At 72.0% G+C, this 24361-nt stretch carries 21 protein-coding genes, 1 pseudogene and 1 riboswitch; of the genes and pseudogenes, 14 read left to right on the top strand and 8 right to left on the bottom strand.

Annotation, left to right across the window (positions count from 1 at the left end):
* The first annotated feature begins 48 nt into the window (after nt 1-48).
* From N5I75_RS05445 to N5I75_RS05435, 3 genes are all read left to right on the top strand, one after another.
* Complete coding sequence (locus tag N5I75_RS05445) at nt 49-1521, top strand: amino acid permease (protein WP_476674875.1); 1473 nt, start codon at nt 49-51, stop codon at nt 1519-1521.
* 10 nt (nt 1522-1531) lie between these two features.
* Nucleotides 1532-1984, top strand: a complete 453-nt coding sequence (locus N5I75_RS05440) for an Lrp/AsnC family transcriptional regulator (RefSeq protein ID WP_361079730.1) — start codon at nt 1532-1534, stop codon at nt 1982-1984.
* A gap of 225 nt (nt 1985-2209) precedes the next feature.
* Nucleotides 2210-3913, top strand: a complete 1704-nt coding sequence (locus tag N5I75_RS05435) for a flavin monoamine oxidase family protein (RefSeq protein WP_476674873.1) — start codon at nt 2210-2212, stop codon at nt 3911-3913.
* 18 nt (nt 3914-3931) lie between these two features.
* Here N5I75_RS05435 and N5I75_RS05430 read toward each other — a convergent pair whose 3' ends face one another.
* From N5I75_RS05430 to N5I75_RS05415, 4 genes and pseudogenes are all read right to left on the bottom strand, one after another.
* Nucleotides 3932-4861 (bottom strand): LLM class F420-dependent oxidoreductase, encoded by a 930-nt coding sequence (locus tag N5I75_RS05430; protein WP_476674871.1) that lies wholly within the window; start codon nt 4859-4861, stop codon nt 3932-3934.
* Between the two features lie 86 nt (nt 4862-4947).
* Nucleotides 4948-5580 (bottom strand): annotated as a pseudogene (locus tag N5I75_RS05425) (DUF5995 family protein).
* Between the two features lie 181 nt (nt 5581-5761).
* Nucleotides 5762-7147 (bottom strand): uracil-xanthine permease family protein, encoded by a 1386-nt coding sequence (locus N5I75_RS05420; protein WP_476674869.1) that lies wholly within the window; start codon nt 7145-7147, stop codon nt 5762-5764.
* A gap of 93 nt (nt 7148-7240) precedes the next feature.
* Nucleotides 7241-8443 (bottom strand): MFS transporter, encoded by a 1203-nt coding sequence (locus N5I75_RS05415; RefSeq protein WP_476674867.1) that lies wholly within the window; start codon nt 8441-8443, stop codon nt 7241-7243.
* 119 nt (nt 8444-8562) lie between these two features.
* Between N5I75_RS05415 and N5I75_RS05410 the strand changes: the two genes are divergently transcribed.
* Nucleotides 8563-9732, top strand: a complete 1170-nt coding sequence (locus tag N5I75_RS05410; protein WP_476674865.1) for an ROK family transcriptional regulator — start codon at nt 8563-8565, stop codon at nt 9730-9732.
* 15 nt (nt 9733-9747) lie between these two features.
* On the opposite strand, the gene N5I75_RS05405 is transcribed toward N5I75_RS05410, so the two are convergent.
* Complete coding sequence (locus N5I75_RS05405) at nt 9748-10479, bottom strand: SDR family oxidoreductase (RefSeq protein WP_476674863.1); 732 nt, start codon at nt 10477-10479, stop codon at nt 9748-9750.
* Between the two features lie 106 nt (nt 10480-10585).
* Nucleotides 10586-11512, bottom strand: coding sequence for an RNA polymerase sigma-70 factor (locus N5I75_RS05400; RefSeq protein WP_476674861.1), 927 nt, complete (start codon nt 11510-11512; stop codon nt 10586-10588).
* A 112-nt stretch (nt 11513-11624) separates the two neighbouring features.
* Nucleotides 11625-11755, top strand: a riboswitch (FMN riboswitch).
* A gap of 176 nt (nt 11756-11931) precedes the next feature.
* Between N5I75_RS05400 and N5I75_RS05395 the strand changes: the two genes are divergently transcribed.
* The 9 genes from N5I75_RS05395 (at nt 11932) to N5I75_RS05355 (ending at nt 19407) form a co-directional block, all read left to right on the top strand.
* Nucleotides 11932-12579 carry a riboflavin synthase gene (locus N5I75_RS05395; RefSeq protein ID WP_476674859.1) on the top strand — a complete coding sequence of 216 codons (648 nt, stop codon included), beginning with the start codon at nt 11932-11934 and terminating at the stop codon, nt 12577-12579.
* Nucleotides 12576-13226 carry a nicotinamide mononucleotide transporter family protein gene (locus N5I75_RS05390; RefSeq protein ID WP_476674857.1) on the top strand — a complete coding sequence of 217 codons (651 nt, stop codon included), beginning with the start codon at nt 12576-12578 and terminating at the stop codon, nt 13224-13226. Before N5I75_RS05395 ends, N5I75_RS05390 begins: the two co-directional genes overlap by 4 nt.
* Nucleotides 13223-14521: a bifunctional 3,4-dihydroxy-2-butanone-4-phosphate synthase/GTP cyclohydrolase II gene (locus N5I75_RS05385; protein ID WP_476674855.1), complete on the top strand. Its 1299-nt coding sequence runs from the start codon at nt 13223-13225 to the stop codon at nt 14519-14521. The genes N5I75_RS05390 and N5I75_RS05385 overlap by 4 nt, the downstream gene beginning before the upstream one ends.
* A 50-nt stretch (nt 14522-14571) precedes the next feature.
* A complete protein-coding gene (gene ribH, locus N5I75_RS05380; protein ID WP_389722182.1) occupies nt 14572-15057 on the top strand; it encodes a 6,7-dimethyl-8-ribityllumazine synthase in 486 nt (161 codons plus the stop codon).
* Nucleotides 15058-15091: 34 nt separating this feature from the next.
* Nucleotides 15092-15364 (top strand): phosphoribosyl-ATP diphosphatase, encoded by a 273-nt coding sequence (locus N5I75_RS05375; RefSeq protein ID WP_361079704.1) that lies wholly within the window; start codon nt 15092-15094, stop codon nt 15362-15364.
* A gap of 55 nt (nt 15365-15419) precedes the next feature.
* A complete protein-coding gene (gene hisG, locus N5I75_RS05370) occupies nt 15420-16268 on the top strand; it encodes an ATP phosphoribosyltransferase (protein WP_398204140.1) in 849 nt (282 codons plus the stop codon).
* Between the two features lie 12 nt (nt 16269-16280).
* Nucleotides 16281-16730, top strand: coding sequence for a PH domain-containing protein (locus tag N5I75_RS05365; protein ID WP_476674852.1), 450 nt, complete (start codon nt 16281-16283; stop codon nt 16728-16730).
* Nucleotides 16731-16978: 248 nt separating this feature from the next.
* Nucleotides 16979-18316, top strand: coding sequence for a hemolysin family protein (locus N5I75_RS05360; RefSeq protein ID WP_476674850.1), 1338 nt, complete (start codon nt 16979-16981; stop codon nt 18314-18316).
* The gene (locus N5I75_RS05355; RefSeq protein ID WP_476674848.1) at nt 18313-19407 is read left to right on the top strand and encodes a hemolysin family protein; all 1095 of its coding nucleotides are present in this window, start codon (nt 18313-18315) and stop codon (nt 19405-19407) included. The genes N5I75_RS05360 and N5I75_RS05355 overlap by 4 nt, the downstream gene beginning before the upstream one ends.
* 26 nt (nt 19408-19433) lie before the next feature.
* Here N5I75_RS05355 and N5I75_RS05350 read toward each other — a convergent pair whose 3' ends face one another.
* Together N5I75_RS05350 and N5I75_RS05345 are read right to left on the bottom strand one after the other, a co-directional pair.
* A complete protein-coding gene (locus tag N5I75_RS05350) occupies nt 19434-21308 on the bottom strand; it encodes an AAA family ATPase (RefSeq protein ID WP_476674846.1) in 1875 nt (624 codons plus the stop codon).
* A 406-nt stretch (nt 21309-21714) separates the two neighbouring features.
* The gene (locus N5I75_RS05345) at nt 21715-22356 is read right to left on the bottom strand and encodes a uridine kinase family protein (RefSeq protein WP_476674844.1); all 642 of its coding nucleotides are present in this window, start codon (nt 22354-22356) and stop codon (nt 21715-21717) included.
* Between the two features lie 592 nt (nt 22357-22948).
* On the opposite strand from N5I75_RS05345, the gene N5I75_RS05340 reads away from it, so the two are divergent.
* Nucleotides 22949-24343 (top strand): peptidase C39 family protein, encoded by a 1395-nt coding sequence (locus N5I75_RS05340; RefSeq protein WP_476674842.1) that lies wholly within the window; start codon nt 22949-22951, stop codon nt 24341-24343.
* The last annotated feature ends 18 nt before the right edge of the window (nt 24344-24361 follow it).

Here is a 24361-nt window from a genome sequence, read left to right as displayed (position 1 = left end):
CCCTCGCCCTGCCCGGCCCCCAACCGGCAGCGATGAAGGAGCCAGTCCGTGCTCGACCACGGCGCACCCCCGCGCAACCCCCACGACGAGTCCGCGCACGCGGGCCTCGGCGCCCGTCTGATGCGCCGCAAGCCGGTGGAGCGCCTGGTCGAGGAGGGTGGCCAGGGTGAGGGAGGTCACCTGCGGCGCTCGCTCGGGCTCTGGCAGCTGACCATGATCAGCATCGGTGCCACGCTCGGCACCGGCATCTTCGTCGTCCTCGGCGAGGCCGTCCCCAAGGCGGGCCCCGCCGTCACGCTGTCGTTCGTGATCGCGGGCCTCACGGCCCTCTTCTCGGCCCTCTCCTACGCCGAACTGGCCGGCTCCATCCCGGTCGCGGGCTCCTCCTACTCGTACGCATACGCAACGATGGGCGAGCTGATCGCCTGGGTCTGCGGCTGGTGCCTGGTCCTGGAGTACGGGGTCTCCGTCGCCGCCGTCGCCGTCGGCTGGGGCGAGTACCTCAGCGAGCTGCTCGACGGCACGATCGGCGTCACCATCCCCGACGTCCTGTCGGCGCCGCCCGGCGACGGCGGCATCTTCAACCTGCCCGCCCTGATCGTGGTACTGCTCGCCATGGTGTTCCTGCTCGGCGGCGCCAGGGAGTCCGCGCGCGCAAACACGATCATGGTCGTCGTGAAGATCGTGTCGCTGCTGCTCTTCTGCGCCATCGGCCTCAAGGGGTTCCAGTCCGGCAACTACGAGCACTTCATGCCGCTCGGCATGGCGGGCGTCAGCGCCGCCGGAGCCACCCTCTTCTTCTCCTACATCGGCTTCGACGCCGCCTCCACCGCCGGCGAGGAGGCCAAGAACCCGCAGCGCGACCTGCCGCGCGCGATCATGCTCTCCCTGATCATCGTCACGGCGCTGTACGTCCTCGTCGCCGCGGTCGCCGTCGGGGCCCGGCCCTGGAAGCAGTTCAGCGACTCCGAGGCCGCGCTCGCCGGGATCATGAAGGACGTCACCGGCCAGTCGTTCTGGGCGACGCTGCTCGCCGCGGGCGCCGTCATCGCCATCGCCTCCGTCGTCCTGACCGTGCTCTACGGGCAGACCCGCGTCCTGTTCGCCATGAGCCGCGACGGGCTCGTGCCGAAGGTGTTCTCCAAGGTCCACGCCAAGAGCGGGGCGCCGCGCGTCAACACCGTCCTCGTCTCCCTGTTCTGCGGCGTGCTCGCCGCCGCCGTGCCGCTCGGCCAGCTCGCCGACGCCACCAGCATCGGCACGCTCTTCGCCTTCGCCCTGGTCAACATCGCCGTGATCGTGCTGCGCCGGACCCGGCCCGACATGGAGCGCACGTTCCGGGTGCCGCTCTCGCCGCTCTTCCCGGCCGTCGGCTTCGCGCTCTGCCTCTGGATGATGGGCAGCTTGTCCACGATCACCTGGATCGTCTTCGGTGTCTGGATGGCCGTCGGCCTCGTGTTCTACTTCTGCTACGGGATGCGCCGCTCCCGTCTCGCCGCTCCCGCACACCCCCAGAAGTGAACCTCCTGCCTTGCTGAACGATCTCGACGAACGCATCGTGCACGCCCTCGCCGAGGACGCCCGCCGCTCCTACGCCGACATCGGCCAGATCGTCGGCCTGTCCGCGCCCGCCGTGAAGCGGCGCGTGGACCGGCTGCGGGCCACCGGGGCGATCACCGGCTTCACCGTGCGGGTCGACCCGGCCGCGCTCGGCTGGGAGACCGAGGGGTTCATCGAGATCTACTGCCGCAGCAACACCTCGCCGGACGCGATCCGGCGGGGCCTGGAGCGCTACCCCGAGGTCGCCGCCGCCTCCACCGTCACCGGGGAGGCGGACGCGCTCGTCCAGGTCTTCGCCTCCGACATGCGCCACTTCGAACGCGTCCTGGAGCGGATCGCGGGGGAGCCCTTCGTCGAGCGGACCAAGTCGGTGCTCGTGCTCTCCCCATTGATGCGCCGCTTCACCTCGGGCTCACCCGTCTGAGGACACGTCCGGCTCCGCGCAACGAATCGCCGTTCCGGCTCCGCCGCGCGCAACGCATCGCACGTACAGACGCAACGGTCCGGTCTTCCCCGCCGACCGCGCCGAAACGTACCGTCATAGCGGCCCCCGGCAGCCCCGGCGGCCCCTCCCACACGGTCGTACGTCCCTGAGCACAGCCATGCCGTCGTCGCCGCGAACCCCGTAACCGCAAGGAGTCCGTACCCCATGACGTCCACGGTGCCGACCGCCGTCCAGCACACCGAAGCGCAGCCGCCGATCACCATGTTCGGCCCTGACTTCCCGTACGCGTACGACGACTTCCTCGCGCACCCGGCGGGGCTCGGGCAGATACCGGCGACCGAGCACGGCACCGAGGTCGCCGTCATCGGCGGCGGCCTGTCGGGCATCGTCGCCGCGTACGAGCTGATGAAGATGGGGCTCAAGCCCGTCGTCTACGAGGCGGACAAGATCGGCGGGCGGCTGCGCACGGTCGGCTTCGACGGGACGCCGCCGGACGCGGCCGGACTCAGCGCCGAGATGGGCGCAATGCGCTTCCCGCCGTCCTCGACCGCGCTCCAGCACTACATCGACCTGGTGGGCCTCCGGACGCGGCCGTTCCCGAACCCGCTCTCCCCGGCGACCCCCTCCACCGTCGTCGACCTCAAGGGCGAGAGCCACTACGCCGAGACGATTCGTGACCTGCCGCAGGTCTACCGCGACGTCGCCGCCGCGTGGGGCGCCTGCCTGGAGGAGGGCGCCGACTTCAGCGACATGAACCAGGCGATGCGCGAGCGCGACGTGCCGCGCATCCGCGAGATCTGGTCGCAGCTCGTCGAGAAGCTCGACAACCAGACCTTCTACGGCTTCCTCTGCGACTCCGAGGCGTTCAAGTCCTTCCGCCACCGCGAGATCTTCGGCCAGGTCGGCTTCGGCACCGGCGGCTGGGACACCGACTTCCCCAATTCCATCCTGGAGATCCTGCGCGTCGTCTACACCGAGGCCGACGACCACCACCGCGGCATCGTCGGCGGCTCGCAGCAGCTTCCGCTGCGGCTGTGGGAGCGCGAGCCCGAGAAGATCGTGCACTGGGCGCCCGGGACCTCGCTCGCGTCGCTGCACGAGGCGGGGACGCCCCGGCCCGCCGTGACGCGGCTCGCCCGTACCGCCGGGAACCACATCACCGTCACCGACGCGGACGGCGACATCCGGACCTACCGCGCCGCGATCTTCACCGCGCAGTCCTGGATGCTGCTCTCCAAGGTGGCCTGCGACGACGCGCTCTTCCCGATCGACCACTGGACGGCGATCGAGCGAACCCACTACATGGAGTCCAGCAAGCTGTTCGTCCCGGTCGACCGGCCGTTCTGGCTGGACAAGAACCCGGCGACCGGCCGCGACACCATGTCGATGACGCTCACCGACCGCATGACGCGCGGCACCTACCTCCTGGACGACGGCCCCGACAAGCCCGCCGTCATCTGCCTCTCCTACACCTGGTGCGACGACAGCCTGAAGTGGCTGCCGCTCTCGGCCAACGAGCGCATGGAGGTCATGCTCAAGTCGCTCGGCGAGATCTATCCGGACGTCGACATCCGCAAGCACATCATCGGCAACCCGGTCACCGTCTCCTGGGAGAACGAGCCCTACTTCATGGGCGCGTTCAAGGCCAACCTGCCCGGCCACTACCGCTACCAGCGCCGCCTCTTCACCCACTTCATGCAGGACCGCCTCCCCGAGGACCGGCGCGGCATCTTCCTCGCCGGCGACGACATCTCCTGGACGGCGGGCTGGGCCGAGGGCGCCGTGCAGACCGCGCTCAACGCCGTGTGGGGCGTCATGCACCATCTGGGCGGCGCCACCGACGCGACCAACCCCGGGCCCGGCGACGTGTACGACGAGATCGCGCCGGTCGAACTCCCCGAGGACTGAGCCCTTGCGGACAGGCTCTCAGATACCGGCCGACCTGGCCTTTTCGTAGACCTCCGCCGCGACGTCCTTCAGCTCCTGGGCGTCGCGGCAGTCGCCCTGGAGGTCGACGAGGATCTCCTCCAGGCCCACCTCGTCGTGCGCGACCAGGTCCTCGACGATCTGGTCGGCGCTGCCCTGGAACGGGCGGCGGTCGTCGGCCGTGTACGGCTCGCGCGTGTAGAGCGTGTTCGCCCGCAGCACGCTCCGCAGCGGCGCCGTGCGGCCCCGCTCCTCGGCGAGCGCGCGCAGCTCGGCCCACTGCTGCTTCAGCGCCTCGGCGCCGGTCGCGGCGGGCAGCCAGCCGTCCGCGTGGTCGACCAGGCGGCGCGCGGCCTTCGCGCTGTTCGCGGGGAGCAGGATCGGCAGCGGTCCCGCGGGCTTCGGGCCCACCACGGACGGCGCGATCGTCGTCAGCTCGCCCTCGTACGCCACCGGGTCCGGGCCCCACACCGCGCGGCAGACCGCGAGGAGCTCGTCCAGGACCTTGCCGCGCCGCTCGAAGGGCGCCACACCCGCCGCCGCGTACTCGTCGTGCGACCAGCCGGTGCCGAGCCCGGCGACGACCCGTCCGCCGCTCGCCGCGTCCAACGAGGCGAGGGCGCGGGCCAGTTGGAACGGTACGTGCAGCGGGGCCACCAGGACGCTCGTGCCGAGCCGGGCGCGGGAGGTGACCGCCGCGGCAAGGGTGAGCGAGACCAGCGGGTCGGCGACCGAGCGGTACCGGTCGGGCCAGGGGAGGCCCGGGACGCCGTAGAGCCCCTGCCGGGCGGGCTCGGGGAACAGGATCCGCTCGAAGACCCAGAGGCTGTCGTACCCGGTGGCCTCCGCGGCGCGGGCCACGTCCGGGATGTCGCGGCCGGTGTCGTACTGTCGCATCTGCGGGAGGCCGAGGCCGAGGCGGGTCGCCATACCGTGCTCCTTCGTCGCGTGCGCATCGGATGTCGCAGGATCAACGCGCGAGCGGCGCACGGGAGTTCCGTGTATGCCGAACGTTTCTACTCCGGCAGCGGGGTCAGCAGCATGCGGCCCACCAGACCGACGGACGTGTCCATGGAGCGCGCGAACTCGGCCGCGACGCCCGGCAGTCCGCGCAGCGCCCACAGCGCGCGGGCCGCGCCCCACGCCGCGTCGCGCGCCCGCTCCAGGCTCCACGAACCGAGCAGGTGGGTGAGCGGGTCGGCGACCTGGAGGAGGTCGGGGCCCGGCATCAGCTCCTCGCGGATCCGCTCCTCCAGGTGACGAGGAGGTCGCCGACGCGCTCAACTCGTCCTCCAGGCGCCGGTTCGCAGCCGAGCACGTGGCACGCGTCCACACGGCGAGCGCCAGATCGTGGCCGATGTGCGCGTTGATCCGGCCAGCGCGAACTGGAGCGGCGGACGCCGGGGTGGCGGCGGAGCGGGCGCCAGCACGCCGGGCCGAGCAGCAGCCCGGGGGAGGCCGCGTCGACGGCCGTGAGGTAGCGCTCCGCGAAGCGGACGTCGAGGGTGACGGCGGCGGTGGGTCGGGGAAGCCGCCCGCCGGGCCGCTGTCGATGGCCCGGTCCACGGCCTCGGTGACGGCGAGGTAGACCCCGGTTGAAAGACCGCCACACCGTCCCGGGGCGGCAGTTCCGCGGCGAGCACGCGCATCCGCGCGATCACCGCGTCGACCCCTTGAGCGGCCTGCAGGGCGACGCCCTGGTGGCCCCCTTGTGCCGTTGCGGGCGGCTCGTACTGCTGCTGCGACTGCGCCATGAGCGAAGAGTCGCAGCCGTGGCACGCCGCGGGCGCGGCCTCGCTCGCGGCTTCCCCAGAACGAGCGAACAGGGACCTACCGCCGCGCCTCCTCGTCGTACGTCGACGTGCCCGAGTCGAGCAGCGGCTCCTGCGTCTTCAGATGCGCGGGCGCCATCGCGCGCAGCGCGTGGTACCCGGTGATCACGACGATCGTGCCGAGCGCGATGCCGCTGAGGGAGAAGTTGTCGGAGAACTTCAGGGAGACGTTGCCGACGCCGATGATGATGCCCGCGGCGGCGGGGACCAGGTTCAGCGGGTTGCGCAGGTCGACCTTGGCGTTGATCCAGATCTGCGCGCCGAGCAGGCCGATCATGCCGTAGAGGATGACGGTGATGCCGCCGAGGACGCCGCCCGGGATCGCCGCGACGATCGCGCCGAACTTCGGGCACAGGCCGAAGAGCAGGGCGAAACCGGCCGCCGCCCAGTAGGCGGCCGTGGAGTAGACGCGGGTCGCGGCCATGACGCCGATGTTCTCGGAGTACGTGGTGTTGGGCGGGCCACCGACGGCGGTGGAGAGGATCGAGCCGACGCCGTCCGCGGAGATCGCGGTGCCGAGCTTGTCGTCCAGGTTCTCGCCGGTCATCTCGCCGACGGCCTTGACGTGTCCGGCGTTCTCCGCGATCAGGGCGATGACCACGGGCAGCGCGACGAGGATCGCGGACCACTGGAAGGACGGGCCGTGGAAGGTGGGCAGGCCGATCCAGTCCGCCTTGCCGACCGCCGAGAAGTCCAGGCGCCAGTGGTCGACCGCAGCGGTGCCGCCGTTCACCGAGTGGATCTTGCCGAAGATCCGGTCGAACAGCCACGAGATCACGTAGCCGAAGATCAGGCCGAGGAAGATCGCGATGCGGGACCAGAAACCACGCAGGCACACCACGGCCAGACCGGTGAACAGCATCACGAGGAGCGCCGTCCACTGGTCGGCCGGCCAGTACGTGGACGCCGTGACCGGCGCCAGGTTGAAGCCGATCAGCATGACGACCGCGCCGGTGACCACGGGCGGCATCGCGGCGTGGATGATCCGCGCCCCGAACCGCTGCACCGCGAGACCCACGAGGAAGAGCACGGCGCCGACGACGAGGACCGCGCCGGTCACGGTGGCGCTGGTGCCGCCCTGCGCCCGGATCACGGCCGCGACCCCGACGAAGGAGAGCGAACAGCCCAGGTAGCTGGGGACCCGGCCGCGCGTCGCGAGCAGGAAGATCACCGTCGCGACGCCGGACATCATGATGGCGAGGTTCGGGTCGAGCCCCATGAGTACGGGGGCCACGAAGCTGGCGCCGAACATGGCGACCACGTGCTGCGCGCCGAGCCCGATCGTGCGCGGCCACGTCAGCCGCTCGTCGGGGCGGACGACGGCGCCGGGGGCCGGGGTTCGCCCGTCGCCGCCGTGGAGTTTCCAGCGCACGCCGAGGTCCATGTGAGTTCTGCTTTCTGTGGCTCGAAACGATCGCCTCATGGTAAGGGCACGTACGTACGAGCCCTGCCCGGCGCCGAGCCACTCGGGTGGCGCTCAGTCGGTGCGCGCCACCGACGCGTCCTTCGGGGCCGTCGTCGTCCGGTCCGCCCCGCGCAGCACCCCGGCGCACACCACCAGCCCGCAGGTCAACGCCGTGACCAGGCCGAACGACACCACCAGGCTCGTCATGTCGGCGACCGTGCCGATGGCCGACGGGGCGATCAGGCCCGAGGTGTACGTGATCGTGGCGACGCCCGCGATGGCTTGGCTCGGGTTGGGTCCGCTGCGCCCGGCCGCCGCGAAGGCGAGCGGGACGACGACCGCGATGCCGAGGCCGAGCAGTCCGAACCCGGCCATCGCGACCGGCGGGTTCGGGGCGGTCACCACGAGCAGCGCGCCGACCGTGGCCATGACGCCGCTCACCCGTACGGTGCGCACCGCGCCGAACCGGTCCACGATCGCGTCGCCCGCGATCCGGGCCACCGCCATGGTGAGCGTGAACGCCGTGGTGCAGGCGGCGGCGAGCCCGGCTGAGGTGTCGAGGACGTCGCGCAGGTAGACCGCCGACCAGTCCAGGCTCGCGCCCTCGGCGAAGACGGCGCAGAACCCGACCGCGCCGATGAGCAGCGCGGACTTGGGCGGCAGCGCGAACCGCGGCGGTGCCTCCTCGTCCTCCGCCGGGCGCAGGTCGAGCACCCACTGACAGGCGGTGAAACCGGCCACGGTCAGCACCGCGGCGGCCAGCAGGTGGTGCAGGCGGGCGTCGGCGCCCATGTGCGCGGCGAGGGTGCCGCCCGCCGAGCCGATGAGCGCGCCCACGCTCCACATGCCGTGCAGCCCCGACATGATCGACTTGTCGAGGCGGGTCTCGATCTCGACGCCGAGCGCGTTCATCGCCACGTCCGACATGCCGGCCGACGCGCCGTAGACGAAGAGGACCGCGCAGAGCGTGAGCAGGTTGGGGGCGAGCGAGGGCAGGACCAGGGCCAGCGTCCACAGGGCGAGCAGGCCGCGCAGCGCCGTCCGCGCGCCGAACCGGTGGGTCACGCTGCCCGCGAGCGGCATCGCCACGGACGCGCCGATCGCGGGGAAGGCGAGCGCGAGGCCGAGCTGGCCCGCGCTGACGCCCGCGTGGTCCTGGATCCACGGCACGCGGGTCGCGAAGGACCCGGTCACCGCGCCGTGCACGCAGAACACGGTCGCGACGGCGTAGCGCGCCCGTTTCACGCTCGGCAGCGCGTACGTCACTTCACTCATCCGGCGGGCCCCTCCCGTAGGTCCCCGTACGCGTCCCGACCGCGCGTTCGAGGTGGCCGCCGTAAACTATCAGGAACCCTGCCTGATAGTTACCCCTCTTTTCGGCGTAGGATCCCGCCATGCCCGCGACTCCGAGGACCGCCCGCGCCATCAACGACCGGCTCGCGCTGCGCTTCCTCCAGGACGAAGGCCCGCTCACCGCCGGGCAGTTGAAGGACCGCACCGGGCTCTCCCGGCCCTCGGTCGCCGACCTCGTCGAGCGGCTCACCGCGTCCGGGCTCGTCAGGGTCGTGGGGGAGGCGGGCGCCCAGCGCCGCGGCCCCAACGCCCGGCTGTACGGGATCGTCGCCGACCGCGCGCACCTCGCGGCGCTCGACGTGCGCACCGAGAGCGTCCGCCTCGTCGTCGCCGACCTCCTCGGCACGGTGCTCGCGCGGGCGTCCCTGCCGGTCGAGGCGGGGGAGCGGACCGGCGCCGCCGTCGAGCGCGCCGTCGCCCTCCTGGAACACACGGCGAAGGAAGCGGGCGTCGACCGGCTGCACACCGTCGGCATCGGCGCCCCCGGCCTGATCGACCCGGCGTCGGGCGAACTCCGCGACTCCTCCGGCCTCCCCGAGTGGCACCGCCGTCTGGTCGCCGTGCTCCAGGAGCGGCTGCCCGCCCGGGTCCTGGTCGAGAACGAGACGAACCTCGCGGCCCTCGCCGAGCAGGTCGACGGCGCCGCCCGCGCGCAGGACACCTTCGTGCTGCTCTGGCTCGGGCTCGGCATCGGCGCGGCCGTCGTCCTCGACGGCAAGCTGCGCCGCGGTGCCTCCGGCGGCACCGGGGAGGTCGGCTTCCTGCCCGTGCCCGGCACGACCGGACTGCCCACCGCCATCGACTGCGGCGGCGGCTACCACTCCCTGGCCGGTTCCGCCGCGATCCTCGAACTGGCCGCCGCGCACGGTCTCGTGGCGCCGGGCGAGCCGGTGGAGCGCGCCGCCGAGGTGGTCCGCGACGCGGTCGCCGCCGGCGCGGACGCCTTCCTCGACGCCCTCGCCGACCGCGTCGTCCTCGGCGCCGCCGCGATCGTCGCGGTCCTCGACCCCGGCTGCCTGGTCCTCGCCGGCGAGGTGGGCCGGGCGGGCGCCGAGACCCTGGCCCACCGCGTCACCACCCGCCTGAGCCGCATGTCCCCGCTGGCGACGGAGGTCCGGCCCGGGGCGCTGGGCGGCGAAGCGGTGCTGCGCGGGGCGCTCCTGATGGCGCGGGAGGCGGCGCAGGAGGAGGTCTTCGGGGCGGGTGGCTAGCCCCGCCCCGGAGGATCAGCGCCGCAGATACTCCTCGAACGTCACCTTCCCCACCGCCCGCTCCGGTGCCAGATGGCCGCCCGAGCGGAACGCCCGGTACGTCCTCCCCGCCAGCGGCACGCTCACCACCGCCCGGTGCTTCCCCTCCGTCCGCAGGTAGGCGCGGGCCAGGTCCTTGAACGTGCGGATCTCGGGGCCGCCCATGTCGGGGACCCGGCCCGCCGGGGGCTCAAGGGCCAGCACGGCCAGCCGGTCGGCGACCTCCGCCACCTCGATCGGCTGGTCGTCGAGTCCTGCGGGGAGCACCATCACCGGTGACTTCGCGAAGGTGCGCAGGATGTCGTGGACGAACCCGTGGAACTGCGTCGCGCGCAGGATCGTCCAGCCGATCCCGGACTCCTCGACCAGCCGCTCCACTGCGTGCTTCGCCTTGTAGTAGCCGAACGGCACCCGGTCGACGCCGACGATGGAGATGTAGACGAGGTGCGGGACCTTCGCCCGGCGCGCGGCCCCGATCAGGTTCCGCGCGGCCTCCTCGTCCCCGCCGCGCGGCGACGACGCGCAGTGCACGACGACATCCGCCCCCTCGACGGCCCGGTCGAGCGCGGGTCCGCCCTCGCGCAGGTCGACCGCGTACCGCTCGGACTTCCTGCTCAGCACCCGCACCTCGTGCCCGCCCTCGCGCAGCCGCTCGGTGACGAGCCGGCCCAGCGTCCCGGTACCCCCGGTCACCACGATCGTGGTCACGGCCGCATCAGCTCCTCCGCATCCGGAGCGCTCCCTCGTGGAGCACCCGTACGGAACTGAGAACCGGCGGACCCGCGCGAATGTGACAGCCTCCGGGGATTTCCGCTCAGAAATCTCCGGACGAGGCCCGCTGACGGTTCACGAACTCCAGCTTGTCCGGGCTGACGACCGTCTGCGCGGCCACCACGAGACCGCCCCGCACCTCGAACGTGACGACCGCGAACACCGTGCCCCCGACCGTGGCGACGAGCCCCGGACCCCCGTTGACCTCGGCGACCGACAGCTCCGCACCCACCAGATACCGTTCCGCGATGCCCACCAGGAACCGCAGCACCTTCTCGCGGCCCGCGACCGGCCTGCGCGCCGCGCTGACCTTGCCGCCACCGTCGCTCCACCACACCACGTCGGCGGCGAGCATGTTCTCCAGCGCGGCCAGATCGCCCTCGCGCGCCGCCCCGGTGAACGCCTCCGCCAGCTCCCGCCGCACCCGCTCCGACGGCTCGAACCGCGCCCCCGGCTCCCCGATCCGGGCCGTCGCCCGCCGGTACAGCTGACGGCAGTGCGCCTCGCCCAGGTCCAGGACCCCGGCGATCTCCCGGTAGCCGTACGCGAACGCCTCGCGCAGCACGTACACGGCGCGCTCGGTCGGCGTCAGCCGCTCGAGGAGCACCAGAAGCGCGGCGGAGACCGAGTCGCGCTGCTCCGCCGATTCCAGCGGGCCGAGCGCGCCGTCGGAGGTGAGGACCGGCTCGGGCAGCCACGGCCCCGCGTACTGCTCGCGCCGCGCCCGGGCCGACGTCAGCCGGTTCAGGCAGAGGTTCGTGACGACCTTGGCGAGCCAGCCCCCGAGGTGCTCGATCGAACCCGGCTCGGTACCGGCGAACCGCAGGTAGGCGTCCTGCACCACGTCCTGCGCCTCCTCGGCGGAGCCGAGCATCCGGTAGGCGAGACCGAACATCCGCGGGCGGTGCCGCTCGAACTCGGCGGCGCGCCCGGGGCCGTCGGCAGGGTGGGTGGCTGAGCTGGTCGTCACGTACGCAGCCTGTCAGACGGGCCCGCCGGCGCCCGCACCCCTGTGAGCCAGCACACAGCACACCCATGCATGCACATCGATCGGACGTGGCACACTGGCCGTGTACCAGAAGCAGCGCACTCCGGGGTCGGTGAAAGTCCGAACCGGCGGTTACAGTCCGCGACCCGGTCACGTCCAGTGGCCGGTTGACCAGGTGAAATTCCTGGACCGACGGTTAAAGTCCGGATGGGAGGCAGTGCGCGGCGGGCGGGCACCCCAGGGTGCGCGTCGCCGTCTGTTCCGGGTGCCGTCCACGTGTCGTGGCCGGTCCCGCCGTTCGGCGTCGTCCCTGTAATGAACCGGTGCCGCAGTCCGTACGTTCTGTCGTCGTCGCGCGACAGTGCCCCGGAGTCCAGTCCCTCAGAGGGAGGACCCGGGAAGTGTTCACCGGAATCGTCGAAGAGCTGGGCGAGATCACCGCCGTCGAGACGTTCGGCAGCCCGGTCGAGGCATGTCGCTTCCGCGTCCGCGGCCCCGTCGTCACCGAAGGCGCCAAGCACGGTGACTCCATCGCGGTCAACGGGGTCTGCCTCACCGTCGTCGAGCACGACGGCGACTCCTTCACCGCCGACGTCATGGCCGAGACCCTCAAGCGCTCCAGCCTCGGCGCGCTCGCGACCGGCTCCCGCGTCAACCTCGAACGCCCGATGATCGCGGACGGCCGCTTCGGCGGCCACATCGTGCAGGGCCACGTCGACGGCACCGGCACGATCATCGAACGTCTTCCCTCCACGCACTGGGAGATCGTCAAGATCTCGCTCCCCGACGAGCTGGCCCGGTACGTCGTCGAGAAGGGCTCCATCACCGTCGACGGCGTGAGCCTGACCGTCGTCGAGGCGGGCGCCGACTACTTCACCCTCAGCCTCATCCCCACCACCCTCGACCTGACCACGCTCGGCATCAAGCAGCCCGGCGACCCGGTCAACCTCGAGGTCGACGTCCTCGCGAAATACGTCGAGCGGATGCTCGGTTACCAGGGCAGCGATCAGCACACCGGCCGGAACAGCGCTCAGGGGGGCACCAAGTGAACTGGCTCAACACGGAAGCGTTCACCCTCTTCGACCAGCACATCCTCTGGTCGGACATGATCGGCAACACGATCGGTCTGATAGCCCTCGCGCTCGGCTGGCGCCGCTCCATATGGACCTGGCCCGCCCAGCTGGTCTCCGGCGCGATCCTGCTCACCGCGTTCGCCACCGCCCACCTCTCGGGCAGCGCGGGCAAGCAGCTCGTCGTCATCGTCGTCGCCCTCTTCGGCTGGTGGCAGTGGAACCGCGGCCAGGGCACGGCGCAGGACGGCTCCATCGCCGTGCGGTTCGCCACCTGGCGCGAGCGGGGCGCCCTCGTCGGCGCCGCCGCGCTCGGCACCCTCGCCGTCGGCGGCCTGTTCACCGCGTTCCCGACGCTGTCGTGGGACCCGTGGCCGGACGCCTACATCTTCGTCGGGACCGTCGTCGCCATGTACGCCCAGGCGCGCGGCATGGTCGAGTTCTGGTTCGCCTGGCTCCTCGTCGACCTCGTCGGCGTCCCGCTGAACTTCGCCAACGGCTTCGCCTTCTCCGGCTTCGTCTACGTCATCTACGGCGCGCTCGTCCTGTGGGGCATGCGCGACTGGTGGCTGCGGTCCCGCGCCGCCGCGGCCAAGGCCCCCGCGCTCGAAGGAGCCCACGCATGAGCACCGCAGCCCACCTGTACGAGATCACCGCCGACACCGACCTCGGCCTCGACCCGGTCGAACAGGCCATCCGCGACATCGCCGCGGGCCGCCCCGTCGTGGTCGTCGACGACGAGGACCGGGAGAACGAGGGCGACCTCGTCGTCGCCGCCGAGAAGATCACGCCCGAGATCGTCGCGTTCATGATGAGCGAGTGCCGCGGCCTGATCTGCGCGCCCATGGAGGGCGCGGAGCTGGACCGGCTCGCCCTGCCGCAGATGGTCGGCGACAACACCGAGTCGATGAAGACCGCGTTCACCGTCTCCGTCGACGCCTCCGGCGCGCACGGCGTCACCACCGGCATCTCCGCCGCCGACCGCGCCGTGACGCTCCGGCTCCTCGCGAGCGGCACGGCCGAACCCGGCGACTTCGTCCGGCCCGGCCACATCTTCCCGCTGCGCGCCCGCACCGGCGGTGTCCTGGCCAGGAACGGCCACACCGAGGCCGCCGTCGACCTCGCCCGCCTCGCGGGCCTGCGTCCGGCAGGGGCCATCGTGGAGATCGCGGGCGAGGACGGCGTCATGCTGCGCCTGCCCGAGCTGATCCCGTTCGCCCGCAAGCACGGCCTGACGATCATCTCCATCGAGGACCTGATCGCCTACCGCCGCTCCGCCGAGCCCACGGTCAAGCGCGAGGCGACCGTCCATCTGCCCACCGCCTTCGGCGAGTTCACGGCGTACGGCTACCGCTCCACGGTCGACGGAGTCGAGCACGTCGCCCTCGTCCACGGCGACCTGGGCGACGCCTCCGACGACGAGCCCGTCCTGGTCCGCATCCACTCCGAGTGCCTCACCGGCGACGTCTTCCACTCCCTGCGCTGCGACTGCGGTCCCCAGCTGGAGGAATCGATGCGCCGCATCGTCGAGAACGGCCGCGGCGTCGTCGTCTACCTGCGCGGCCACGAGGGCCGCGGCATCGGCCTGCTCTCCAAGCTGCGCGCCTACGAGCTCCAGGAGCAGGGCCGCGACACCCTCGACGCCAACCTGGAGCTGGGCCTGCCCGCCGACGCCCGCGACTACGCGGCGGGCGCCCAGATCCTCGACGACCTCGGCGTGCGCACCCTGCGCCTGATGACCAACAACCCCGACAAGACCGACGCCCTCACCCGGCACGGCCTCGTCGTCACCGCCCGCGAGCCCATGCCGATCACCGCGGGCGAGCACAACCTCCGCTACCTGCGCACCAAGCGGGACCGGATGGGCCACGACCTGCCCTGGCTGGACACGCCCAAGACGTCCGCCTGCACCAACCAGTAACCAGTAAGTCCAGCTGTTCCCTGAACCCATCTACGTACGAGGAGAAGCGCGTGAGCGGCAAGGGTGCCCCCGAACTGAGCGTGAAGAACTGCGGCGACCTGCGCGTGGCCGTCATCGCCGCCCAGTGGCACGAGAAGGTCATGGACGGGCTCGTCGACGGCGCCCTGCGCGCACTGGGCGAGCTGGGCATCAGCGAGCCCACCGTCCTGCGCGTCCCCGGCAGCTTCGAGCTGCCGGTCGTCGCCAAGGTCCTCGCGGGCCGCGGCTACGACGCGATCGTCGCGCTCGGCGTCGTCATCCGCGGCGGCACCCCGCACTTCGAGTACGTGTGCCAGGGCGTCACCCAGGGCCTCACCCAGGTCTCCGTCGACACCGGCGTCCCCATCGGCTTCGGCGTCCTCACCTGCGACACCGAGGAGCAGGCGCTGGACCGGGCCGGCATCGAGGGCTCCCGCGAGGACAAGGGGCACGAAGCGGTCACCGCGGCCGTGGCCACCGCCACCACGCTGCGTACCGTCTCCGAACCCTGGCGTTAGGGGCGGGGGAGAGCCGCGTAAAGTAGGGGCCACCATGTCCAATAAGACGTTCGAGGAGCTCTTCGCCGAGCTCCAGCAGAAGGCCGCCACCGGCGACCCCGCCACTTCCCGCACCGCCGAGCTGGTCGGCAAGGGCGTCCATGCCATCGGCAAGAAGGTCGTCGAGGAGGCCGCCGAAGTCTGGATGGCGGCCGAGCACGAGGGCAAGGAAGCCGCCGCCGAGGAGATCTCGCAGCTGCTCTACCACGTGCAGGTGATGATGGTCGCCCGCGGCATCTCCCTCGACGACGTGTACGCCCATCTCTGAGCCGGCCCCCGAGTCCGTTCACCTCTCTCCCCCTTACGCGAAGGAATCCGTCCTCATGCTGCGCATCGCCGTCCCCAACAAGGGTTCACTGTCCGGGCCTGCGTCGGCGATGCTCCATGAGGCCGGGTACCGCCAGCGCAAGGAGTCCAAGGAACTCGTCACGGTCGACCCGGACAACGAGGTCGAGTTCTTCTACCTGCGCCCCAAGGACATCGCGATCTACGTGGCGTCCGGCAAGCTCGACATCGGCCTCACCGGCCAGGACCTCCTGATCGACTCCGGGGCCAACGCCGAGACGATCCTGCCGCTCGGCTTCGCCCGCTCCACCTTCCGCTTCGCGTCCCGGCCCGGCGCGGTCAAGGACCTCGCCGATCTCGCGGGCAAGACGATCGCCACCTCCTACGAGGGCATCGTCGGCAAGTACCTCGCCGAGCACGGTGTGGACGCCTCCGTCGTCCACCTCGACGGCGCCGTGGAGACCGCCATCGAGCTGGGCGTCGCCGACGCCATCGCCGATGTCGTGGAGACCGGCACCTCGCTGCGCAACGCGGGCCTTGAGGTCTTCGGCGAGCCGATCATGAAGTCCGAGGCGTGCGTCATCCGCCGCAAGGGCGACAGCGCCGAGGACCCGAAGGTGCAGCAGTTCCTGCGCCGCCTCCAAGGCGTCCTCGTCGCGCGGACGTACGTGATGATGGACTACGACTGCCGCGCCGAGCACCTGGAGAAGGCCGTCGCCCTCACCCCGGGTCTGGAGTCGCCGACCGTCTCCCCGCTGCACAACGAGGGCTGGGTCGCCGTGCGCGCCATGGTCCCCGCCAAGGACGCGCAGCGCATCATGGACGACCTGTACGCCCTGGGCGCGCGGGCCATCCTCACCACGGCCATCCACGCCTGCCGCCTCTGAGGACGCCGAGCCATGTCCGACCCCGTAGCCCCTCCCGCTCTTCCGGTCACCTTCCGGCCCGGCCACACCCGTGTGATCCTGCACGCGCTCGGCGCCGCCTGCTTCGTCGTGATCACCGCGATCGCCCTGATGATCGACACGATGAGCCCGGGGGAGAAGATCAGCTTCGTCTTCACCGCGGCCCTCTTCTGGGGCGTGCTCGGGCTGCTCGCGCGGCCCAAGGTCGTCGCCGACGAGGAGGGCGTCACGGTCGTCAACATCGCCCGTGGCCGCCGCCTCGCCTGGGCGGAGATCGTCCAGGTCAACCTGCGCCCCGGCGACCCCTGGGTCTTCCTCAACCTCACCGACGGCACCAGCCTGGCCGCCATGGGCATCCAGCCGGCCCTGGCCAAGCAGAGCGCCATCCGCGACGCGAAGACGCTCCGCGCCCTGGCAGAGGCCCGCACGGGCCTCCAGAACTGAGCCGACCGCACCTCAGGGCTGAACCAGGGCCCCGGCCCCTGCCACCTTTGCCGTGGACTTGATTAATCTGTTGGGCGGGGCGTGCGCCATGTGCCGCCCCGCCCCTGACGCGCCCGGACGGGTGGGCGGGGGCTCCTGCTAACCAAGGAGTGACTCCCTCCAGCGATGGACGGATCGTCCGGCAGTACCTGCGCCGCCCCCTCCCGACATAGCGCGCCCCTCGCGCGCAGGTCCCCGGAGGCGGCGGCATGACCATCCCGTTGCTGCTCCTCGCGGCAGCCTTTCTCCTGATCCTCGCCAACGGGTTCTTCGTGGCGGCCGAGTTCGGGCTCGTCACCGTCGAGCGCCAGGACGCCAAGGAGGCGGCGGACACCGGCGACAAGCGCGCCCGTACCGTCGTCGAGGCGCTCAAGGAGCTGTCCTTCCAGCTCTCCGGCACCCAGCTCGGCATCACCATCACCTCGCTGATCGTCGGCATGCTCGCCGAACCGGCCCTCGCCGAACTGCTGCGCGGCCCCTTCACCGCCGTCGGCATCCCCGAGGGCGCCGCGCGCGGCATCGCGGTCGTCGTCGGCATGCTCCTCGCGGCCGCCGTGCAGATGGTGATCGGCGAGCTGGTACCGAAGAACTGGGCGGTCTCGAAGCCGCTCCAGGTGGCCCGCTTCGTGGCCGGCCCCCAGCACGCCTTCGCCCGCCTCTTCCGCCCGGTGATCGCCCTGCTCAACACGGTCGCCAACCGCCTCGTCCGCGCCCTCGGCGTCGAACCGGCCGACGAGCTGGCCTCCGCCCGCACCCCGGGCGAGCTGGTCTCGCTGGCCCGCCACTCGGCACAGGCGGGCACCCTGGAGCAGGACACCGCCGACCTGTTCGTCCGCACGCTGTCGCTCGGCGAACTGACCGCGCAGCACGTCATGACGCCCCGCGTGAAGGTCAGCGCGCTGCAGGCCTCCGCGACCGCCGAGGACGTCGTCAACCTGACCCGCGCCACCGGCCTCTCCCGCTTCCCCGTCTACCGGGAGCGGATCGACGAGGTCATCGGCATGGTCCACCTCAAGGACGCCCTGGCGATGCCCGCGCACGAGCGCCTGCGCACGCCCGTCGTGCGCATCGCCCAGGCCCCGCTCCTGGTCCCGGAGACCCTGCCCGTGCAGCCGCTCCTCGCGCGCCTGCGCAGCGAGCAGCCGATCGCCGTCGTCGTCGACGAGTACGGCGGCACGGCCGGGGTCGTCACCCTGGAGGACATCGTGGAGGAACTCGTCGGCGAGGTCCGCGACGAGCACGACCGGCTCGACCTGCCCGAACTCGCGGCAGCCCCCGCCGAGGACGGCCGCCCCGCCTGGGACGCCGACGGCAGCTGCCGCGTCGACATCCTGCGCCGCATCGGTCTCGACGTCCCCGAGGGCCCGTACGAGACGGTGGCCGGCCTCGTCGCCGACCTCTTGGGCCGCATCCCGGCTCCGGGCGACCGGGCCGAGCTGCCCGGCTGGCGGCTCTCCGTGCGCCAGGTCGACCACTACCGCGCCGAGCGCGTCCGCATCGTCAAGCTCGCGGACGCCCCGGCCGCCGTCCTGGAGGCGGCCCGATGAGCGCCCTGCAACTCTTCTTCGCGATCCTGCTCGTCCTCGCCAACGGCTTCTTCGTCGGCGCGGAGTTCGCCCTGGTCTCGGTCCGCCGCAGCCAGATCGAACCGCTGCCGGGCAAGCGCGCCCGGCAGGTCCTGTACGGGCTCGAACACCTGCCGCAGATGATGGCGGCGGCCCAGTTCGGCATCACCGTCTGCTCGCTGACGCTCGGCGCGGTGGCGGAGCCGACGGTGGCCCACCTCCTGGAGCCCGTCTTCGAGGCGGTCCACATCCCGCACGGCATGGTCCACCCGCTGGGCTACGCCATCGCCCTCGCGGCCGTCGTCTTCCTGCACCTGGTCATCGGCGAGATGGTGCCGAAGAACCTGGCGATGGCGGCGCCCGAGAAGACCGCGCTGTGGTTCAGCCCGGGGCTCGTCGCCTTCGCCCGGCTGTGCAAGCCGGTGACGATCGCGCTCGGCGCCTGCGCCCGCGTCATCCTGAAGCTGTTCGGGGTCGAGCCGAAGGACGAGGTCGAGGCGGTCTTCACCAGCGAGCAGCTCAACCGCCTGGTGGAGGACTCCGGCGAGGCCGGGCTGCTCGACCCGGAGGAGCAGGAGCGCCTGGAGGACGCCCTGGAGCTGGGCTCGCGCCCGGTCACCGACGTCCTCCTGACCCGCGCGGACCTGGTCACGGTCGGCCCCTCGGTCACCCCGGCCGAGATCGTCGCCCTGACGGCGCGCACCGGGTACTCCCGCTTCCCGGTCTGCGCGGAGGGCGGCGCCTTCATGGGCTACCTGCACATCAAGGACGTCCTGGACCTGATCGAGGGCCCCGGCACGGACCGCGCGGTCCCGCAGCAGATCTGGCGCCCGATGACCACGCTGCGCGCCGAGCTGCCGCTGGACGACGCCCTGACGGTGATGCGCCGCGCGGCGACGCACCTGGCGCAGGTCGCCGACGCCTCGGGGCGGGTCCTCGGCCTCGTAGCCCTGGAGGACGTCCTGGAGCTCCTGGTCGGCGAGGTCCGCGACCCGGCGCACCGGGACGAGCCGGAGCGGCCCGCGGAGCCCGAGGTCCCGGTGGCCCGGACGAAGCAGGAGGCGCTGACGTAGCCGCCGGGCGGGACGGCCGCGGGACCCTACAGCCCCATCGGGTCCTGCGGCCCCCGCCCGGACAGCACCTCTCCGTACGCCTGCATGAGATCGGGCAGCCGCAGCGTGGCCAGGTCGTCGCGGGACGGCTCGGTCAGATAGCCGGTGAGCCGCAGATCGCGGTAGGCGCAGGACTTCTCGTACAGCGTGCGCAGGAACCGTCCGTTGCCCAGCTCGTCGATCCAGCCCTGCTCCACCACGTGCCCGGCGATGGAGCGCAGCTCCTCCAGGGCCTCCTCGTCCCACGCGTCCCCGTTCTCCGCCGCCAGGACCTCGCCGATCGAGGTCAGCTCCAGCGGCCGGTACGAGGGGAAGTCGACCCGCGACGTGAAGCGCGACGACAGGCCGGGGTTGGCGGCGAGCAGCCGGTCCATGCCCTCCGGATACCCGGCGAGGATCACCACGAGGTGGTCCCGGTTGTCCTCGGCCCGCTTGAGCAGCACTTGCAGGGCCTCGTCGCCGTACGCGTCGCCCTTGCCGTAGCCGGAGTTGGACAGCGCGTACGCCTCGTCGACGAAGAGGACGCCGCCGAGCGCGGAGTCGATCAGCTCGTTGGCCTTCACGGCGGTCTGGCCGAGGTATTCGCCGACCAGGTCCGAGCGCTGGGCCTCCACGAGGTGGTCGCCGCCGAGCAGGCCGAGCGCGTAGAAGACCCGGCCGAGGATGCGGGCCACCGTCGTCTTGCCGGTGCCCGAGGGGCCCGAGAAGACGAAGTGACGCTTCGGCGGCTGGACCGGCAGGCCCTGCCCGGCGCGCAGGCGCGCCATGTTGAGCTGCGCGGAGAGCGCCTTGACCTGCCGCTTCACCGGCTCCAGGCCGACCATCAGCTCCAGCTCGGAGAGCGCCTCCTCAAGGAGTACCGGATCGGCGGGCCCGGCGGGCAGCGGCGCGGAGACCGGTACGACGGCCTTCTCCCGCACCATGTCGGGCTCGTCCGCGCCGACCGTGCTCGGGGTCGGCAGACCGGGCTCGGTGACCTTCACATCCCGCCCGTCGCCCGCGTACAGCGGCTCGACCGACTCCCCGCCGTCCGCGGTGTCCTGATACCCGGTCAGGGGGAGCGGGGCGAGATCGGGGCCGTCGCCGAAGTCCCCGTACCCGTCCCCCTCGGCGATCGCCGCGAGCCGCGCCGAGGTGTCCATGAACGCCGGGTCCACCCGGTGCACGGCCCGGTACAGCGGCATCGCGGCGGCCGAACGGCCCGTGCCCTCGTGCGCCCGCGCCAGCCAGTACCGCAACTCCTTGCGCTGCGGCTGCTCGCTGCGACAGCGCATCAGGGCCGACGAGAGCAGCGGCTCCGCCTGCCCGTACATCTCCAGGCGGACTCGTGCCATGCCGCCGAAGAGCCCGGCCTCGATGCCGAGCATCGGATCGTCGATCAGCGAGTCCGTCTGCCGGACCAGCTGGTCCCAGTCCTTGACCAGGTAGGCCCGGCAGGCGTGCAGGAAACGCACCTGCGGGTCCGCGTCCGCCTGCGGCAGCGTGGACAGGGCCCGGTCCAGCTCCGGGACGTGGCGCCCGTCCAGCCAGTGCGAGGCGTGCGCGAGCAGCAGGTCGCGCGGGCGTTCCAGGACCGGCTGCACCCACCAGCCCAGCCAGTACCAGGAGTTGAGCGTGCGGCGGTGTCTCGTGCGCTGCTCGCCGAACCGGTCGCGGTGGCGGAACATCCGCAGCAGCGCCGTCGTCGTGTCGATCCGCAGCGCGTGCAGTCCGAGCCAGCCGTCGGCCATCCCCGGATCGAGCCGCACGGCGGTCCGGAACTCCTCCTCCGCCTGCGGATACGCGCCCATCGTGTACGCGTCGACGCCCCGCAGCCAGGCGAGGTCGGCCGGGCCCGTCGGCGCGCCGGTGCCGAAGTCCATCACGTCCCCCACAAGCCGTGCCCCCGATGAACCGCTCTGTCATGGACGGGAGTTGTCACGATGCGGACAGCGAGCCGTCCGTAGACCGCACCGAAGGCATCGTACCTGCGGGGGCGTGGTCGGCCGTAGGGCGCGGCAGCCCCGGATCGGGCCGGAGACGCGGGATTTCGCGCAGGTGAGCGCCCTGCCGCATGGTGACCCAGGGTGAGCGATGAGCGGCCCGGCGCGGATCGACATGGACATTGCGGGCAGAACGAAGCCCCCGATCACGGGGGAACAACCGGGGGCTTCGCGTCTGGCGGCGGCCGTCGAAGGCCGCTCATTGGAAACGTAAGTCCTGTACGGCCCCCCGGTCAAGCAGAGTTGAGGCACTCGGAGAAAGTGGCGGAAGGCCGTATCGAGGGCGTCAGCGTACCGCTGGCGGTTCCTCACCCTGTGTGACGACAGGGTGGTTTCGCAGGGTCCCGCCAGGCCCCACACGCACCTCGTACCCCTCGGGGCACTCCCGTACCAATTCCCCGGCGAAGGGGCGGGACGGGTCCCGAGTGAAATGCTCGCGCTCCGCCGGTATCCAGCCGTCCCAGAAGCTCTCCTGCGCCGCGCCGTCCCTGGCCCGCCCGCGCGCCCACGCCGTCTCCCGCGGCAGATCCATCCACACGAGCCGCGCCAGGGAGGGCCGCAGAGCGCGCCGGCCCGCGCCCACGCCCTCCACGAGGATCACCTCGGCGGGCTCGATGACCCGTACGGCGTCGAAGCGCCGGGCGTGCCAGTCGTAGGTCGCGTAGTGCGCCGCGTCGCCCCGCGAGAGGGGAGCGAGTACCTGTTCGCGCAGTCGGTCCGTCCAGGCGAAGAGGGCGTCGTGGCTCGCGAGGTCGTCGAGGCGCAGCACCGGGGCCCCGCCGAGCGCCGCGGCGAGCCGCGTCGCGAAGGTCGACTTCCCGGATCCCGCGTGCCCGTCGATGCCGACGAGACGTACGGGGCCGCACGAGGGCGGCAGCCGGCGCAGGCGGTCGGCGTACGCGGCGAGGGGCACGGGCTGATAGCTCACAACCGCCAGGTTACGTGCCGGCCCGGGCGGGTTTCATGTGCGCCGCCGCAGGTCATTCCAGTGGTGGAGACCAATATTGGTACGGGTGACAGGCCCCGAAACGCTGGTGGAAATCGCGTCACTGCGGCCATAGTTGGCGCACCGTTTCCCCTGAACCACGACAAGCAGCGCGGGGGCCGCACCTGGCCCGCCCGCACGACCTGTCCGCCGCACGACCTGTCCGATCCGTACGACCCGTCCGCCCGCACGATCCGTCCGATCCGCATGACTCGTCTGCCCGTACAACCCGTCTGGTCCCCTAGCCCGTCCGTCCGCACGATCCGTCCGATCCGTGCGACCCGCTGATCAGCGACAGCCTGTCCGCCCGCACGACCCATCCGATTCCGCGCGACCGTCAGATCCGTCCGATCCCGTACGGCCGTCTGATCCGCACGACCGTCCGGTCAGCACGTCCCGTCCGCCCGCACAACCGCCCAATTCACACGACCCGCCCGACCGATCCGCACGCCCGACCGATCCGCACCACCGTCAGACCCGCCCGATCCGCCCGATCCGCCCGACCCGTCAGACCCGTCGACTGGGGGACCACCCGATGAACCGACCCGATCAGGACTCCCGTCCGGCCCGCAGAACCGTGCTCGCCGCGGCCGCGGGCATCGCGCTCGCCGCCACGGCGGCCGCCGGCACCACCGCGCAGGCGGCGGCGGGCTCGTCCGCCGCCCGGAAGAAGGCTCCCGCACGCCCCGTGGGCACCGTGGACAACCACACCTGGACGACGTACACCGACTGGCGCTCGGGCACCGCCAAGGGCACCCGCGCCGTCTCGGGCGCCCGCCCCGGCGTGACCCTCGCCAAGGCGGCCGGCACGCTCACCTACACCGACCCGCACCTGAACAGGACGTCCGACTGGGAGTACGCGACCTGGACCTCCCCGGTCCACCGTCTGCGCGTCCCCGCCACCGAGGTCATCGCCTCCTGGAACGCCCACACCCCGCCCGGCACCTGGATCCAGGTCGAGCTCCAGGGCACGTACACCGACAAGACGAAGACGCCCTGGTACGTGATGGGCCGCTGGACCGCCGGGGACGACGAGACCGTCGACATCCGCCGCACGTCCGTCGACGACCAGAGCGACGGCAAGTCGAGCATCTGGACGGACACGTTCTCCATCGACGACGCGGCCACGGGCCTGCGGCTCGTCTCCTACAGCCTGCGCCTGACCCTGCTGCGCGCCCCCGGCGCGACGGCGGCCCCGACCGTGTGGCGGCTCGGCGCGATGGGCTCGGACGTGCCGGACCGTTTCACCGTCCCGGCCTCCACCCCCGGGCTCGCCAAGGAGCTGGACGTCCCGCGCTACTCGCAGGAGATCCACGCCGGGCAGTACCCGCAGTACGACAACGGCGGCGAGGCCTGGTGCAGCCCCACCTCCTCGCAGATGATCATCGAGTACTGGGGCCGCAAGCCGACCCCCGCCCAGCTCGCCTGGGTCGACCCGTCCTACGCGGACCCGCAGGTCTGCCACGCCGCCCGTCATACGTATGACTACCAGTACGCGGGCTGCGGCAACTGGCCCTTCAACGCGGCGTACGCGGCGACGTACGAGGACATGCAGGGCGTCGTCACCCGGCTCTCCTCCCTGACGGACCTGGAGACGCTGATCGCGGCCGGCATCCCGGCCATAACGTCCCAGTCGTTCCTCAAGGAGGAGCTGACGGGTGCGGGCTACGGCACCTCCGGGCACCTCATGACGGTCATCGGGTTCACCGCCGAGGGCGACGTGATCGCCAACGACCCGGCGTCGCCGAGCGACCCGGCGGTGCGGCGCGTGTACAAGCGGGCCGAGTGGGAGACGATCTGGCTGCGCACGAAGCGCTACAACGCCTCCGGCAAGGTGGCCTCCGGCACCGGCGGCGTCTGCTACCTGTACTTCCCGGCCCACCCGACGCCGAAGCAGCGCAAGGCGCTGGCGGCGGTGGGGGTGCGCTGACCCGCGCCGGACCGCACG

It is taken from the genome of Streptomyces sp. R818 (genome assembly GCF_056172735.1).
The sequence above is the reverse complement of the archived record's forward strand: the minus strand, read 5'-3'. Positions and strand labels throughout refer to the sequence as shown.

Bases quoted from the DNA above. Each gene is read 5' to 3' on its own strand.
- N5I75_RS05435 (WP_476674873.1), top strand. From the start codon at position 2,210: ATGACGTCCACGGTGCCGACCGCCGTCCAGCACACCGAAGCGCAGCCG.
- N5I75_RS05430 (WP_476674871.1), bottom strand. From the start codon at position 4,861: ATGGCGACCCGCCTCGGCCTCGGCCTCCCGCAGATGCGACAGTACGAC.
- N5I75_RS05420 (WP_476674869.1), bottom strand. From the start codon at position 7,147: ATGGACCTCGGCGTGCGCTGGAAACTCCACGGCGGCGACGGGCGAACC.
- N5I75_RS05415 (WP_476674867.1), bottom strand. From the start codon at position 8,443: ATGAGTGAAGTGACGTACGCGCTGCCGAGCGTGAAACGGGCGCGCTAC.
- N5I75_RS05410 (WP_476674865.1), top strand. From the start codon at position 8,563: ATGCCCGCGACTCCGAGGACCGCCCGCGCCATCAACGACCGGCTCGCG.
- N5I75_RS05385 (WP_476674855.1), top strand. From the start codon at position 13,223: ATGAGCACCGCAGCCCACCTGTACGAGATCACCGCCGACACCGACCTC.
- N5I75_RS05375 (WP_361079704.1), top strand. From the start codon at position 15,092: ATGTCCAATAAGACGTTCGAGGAGCTCTTCGCCGAGCTCCAGCAGAAG.
- hisG (WP_398204140.1), top strand. From the start codon at position 15,420: ATGCTGCGCATCGCCGTCCCCAACAAGGGTTCACTGTCCGGGCCTGCG.
- N5I75_RS05365 (WP_476674852.1), top strand. From the start codon at position 16,281: ATGTCCGACCCCGTAGCCCCTCCCGCTCTTCCGGTCACCTTCCGGCCC.
- N5I75_RS05360 (WP_476674850.1), top strand. From the start codon at position 16,979: ATGACCATCCCGTTGCTGCTCCTCGCGGCAGCCTTTCTCCTGATCCTC.
- N5I75_RS05355 (WP_476674848.1), top strand. From the start codon at position 18,313: ATGAGCGCCCTGCAACTCTTCTTCGCGATCCTGCTCGTCCTCGCCAAC.
- N5I75_RS05350 (WP_476674846.1), bottom strand. From the start codon at position 21,308: ATGGACTTCGGCACCGGCGCGCCGACGGGCCCGGCCGACCTCGCCTGG.
- N5I75_RS05340 (WP_476674842.1), top strand. From the start codon at position 22,949: ATGAACCGACCCGATCAGGACTCCCGTCCGGCCCGCAGAACCGTGCTC.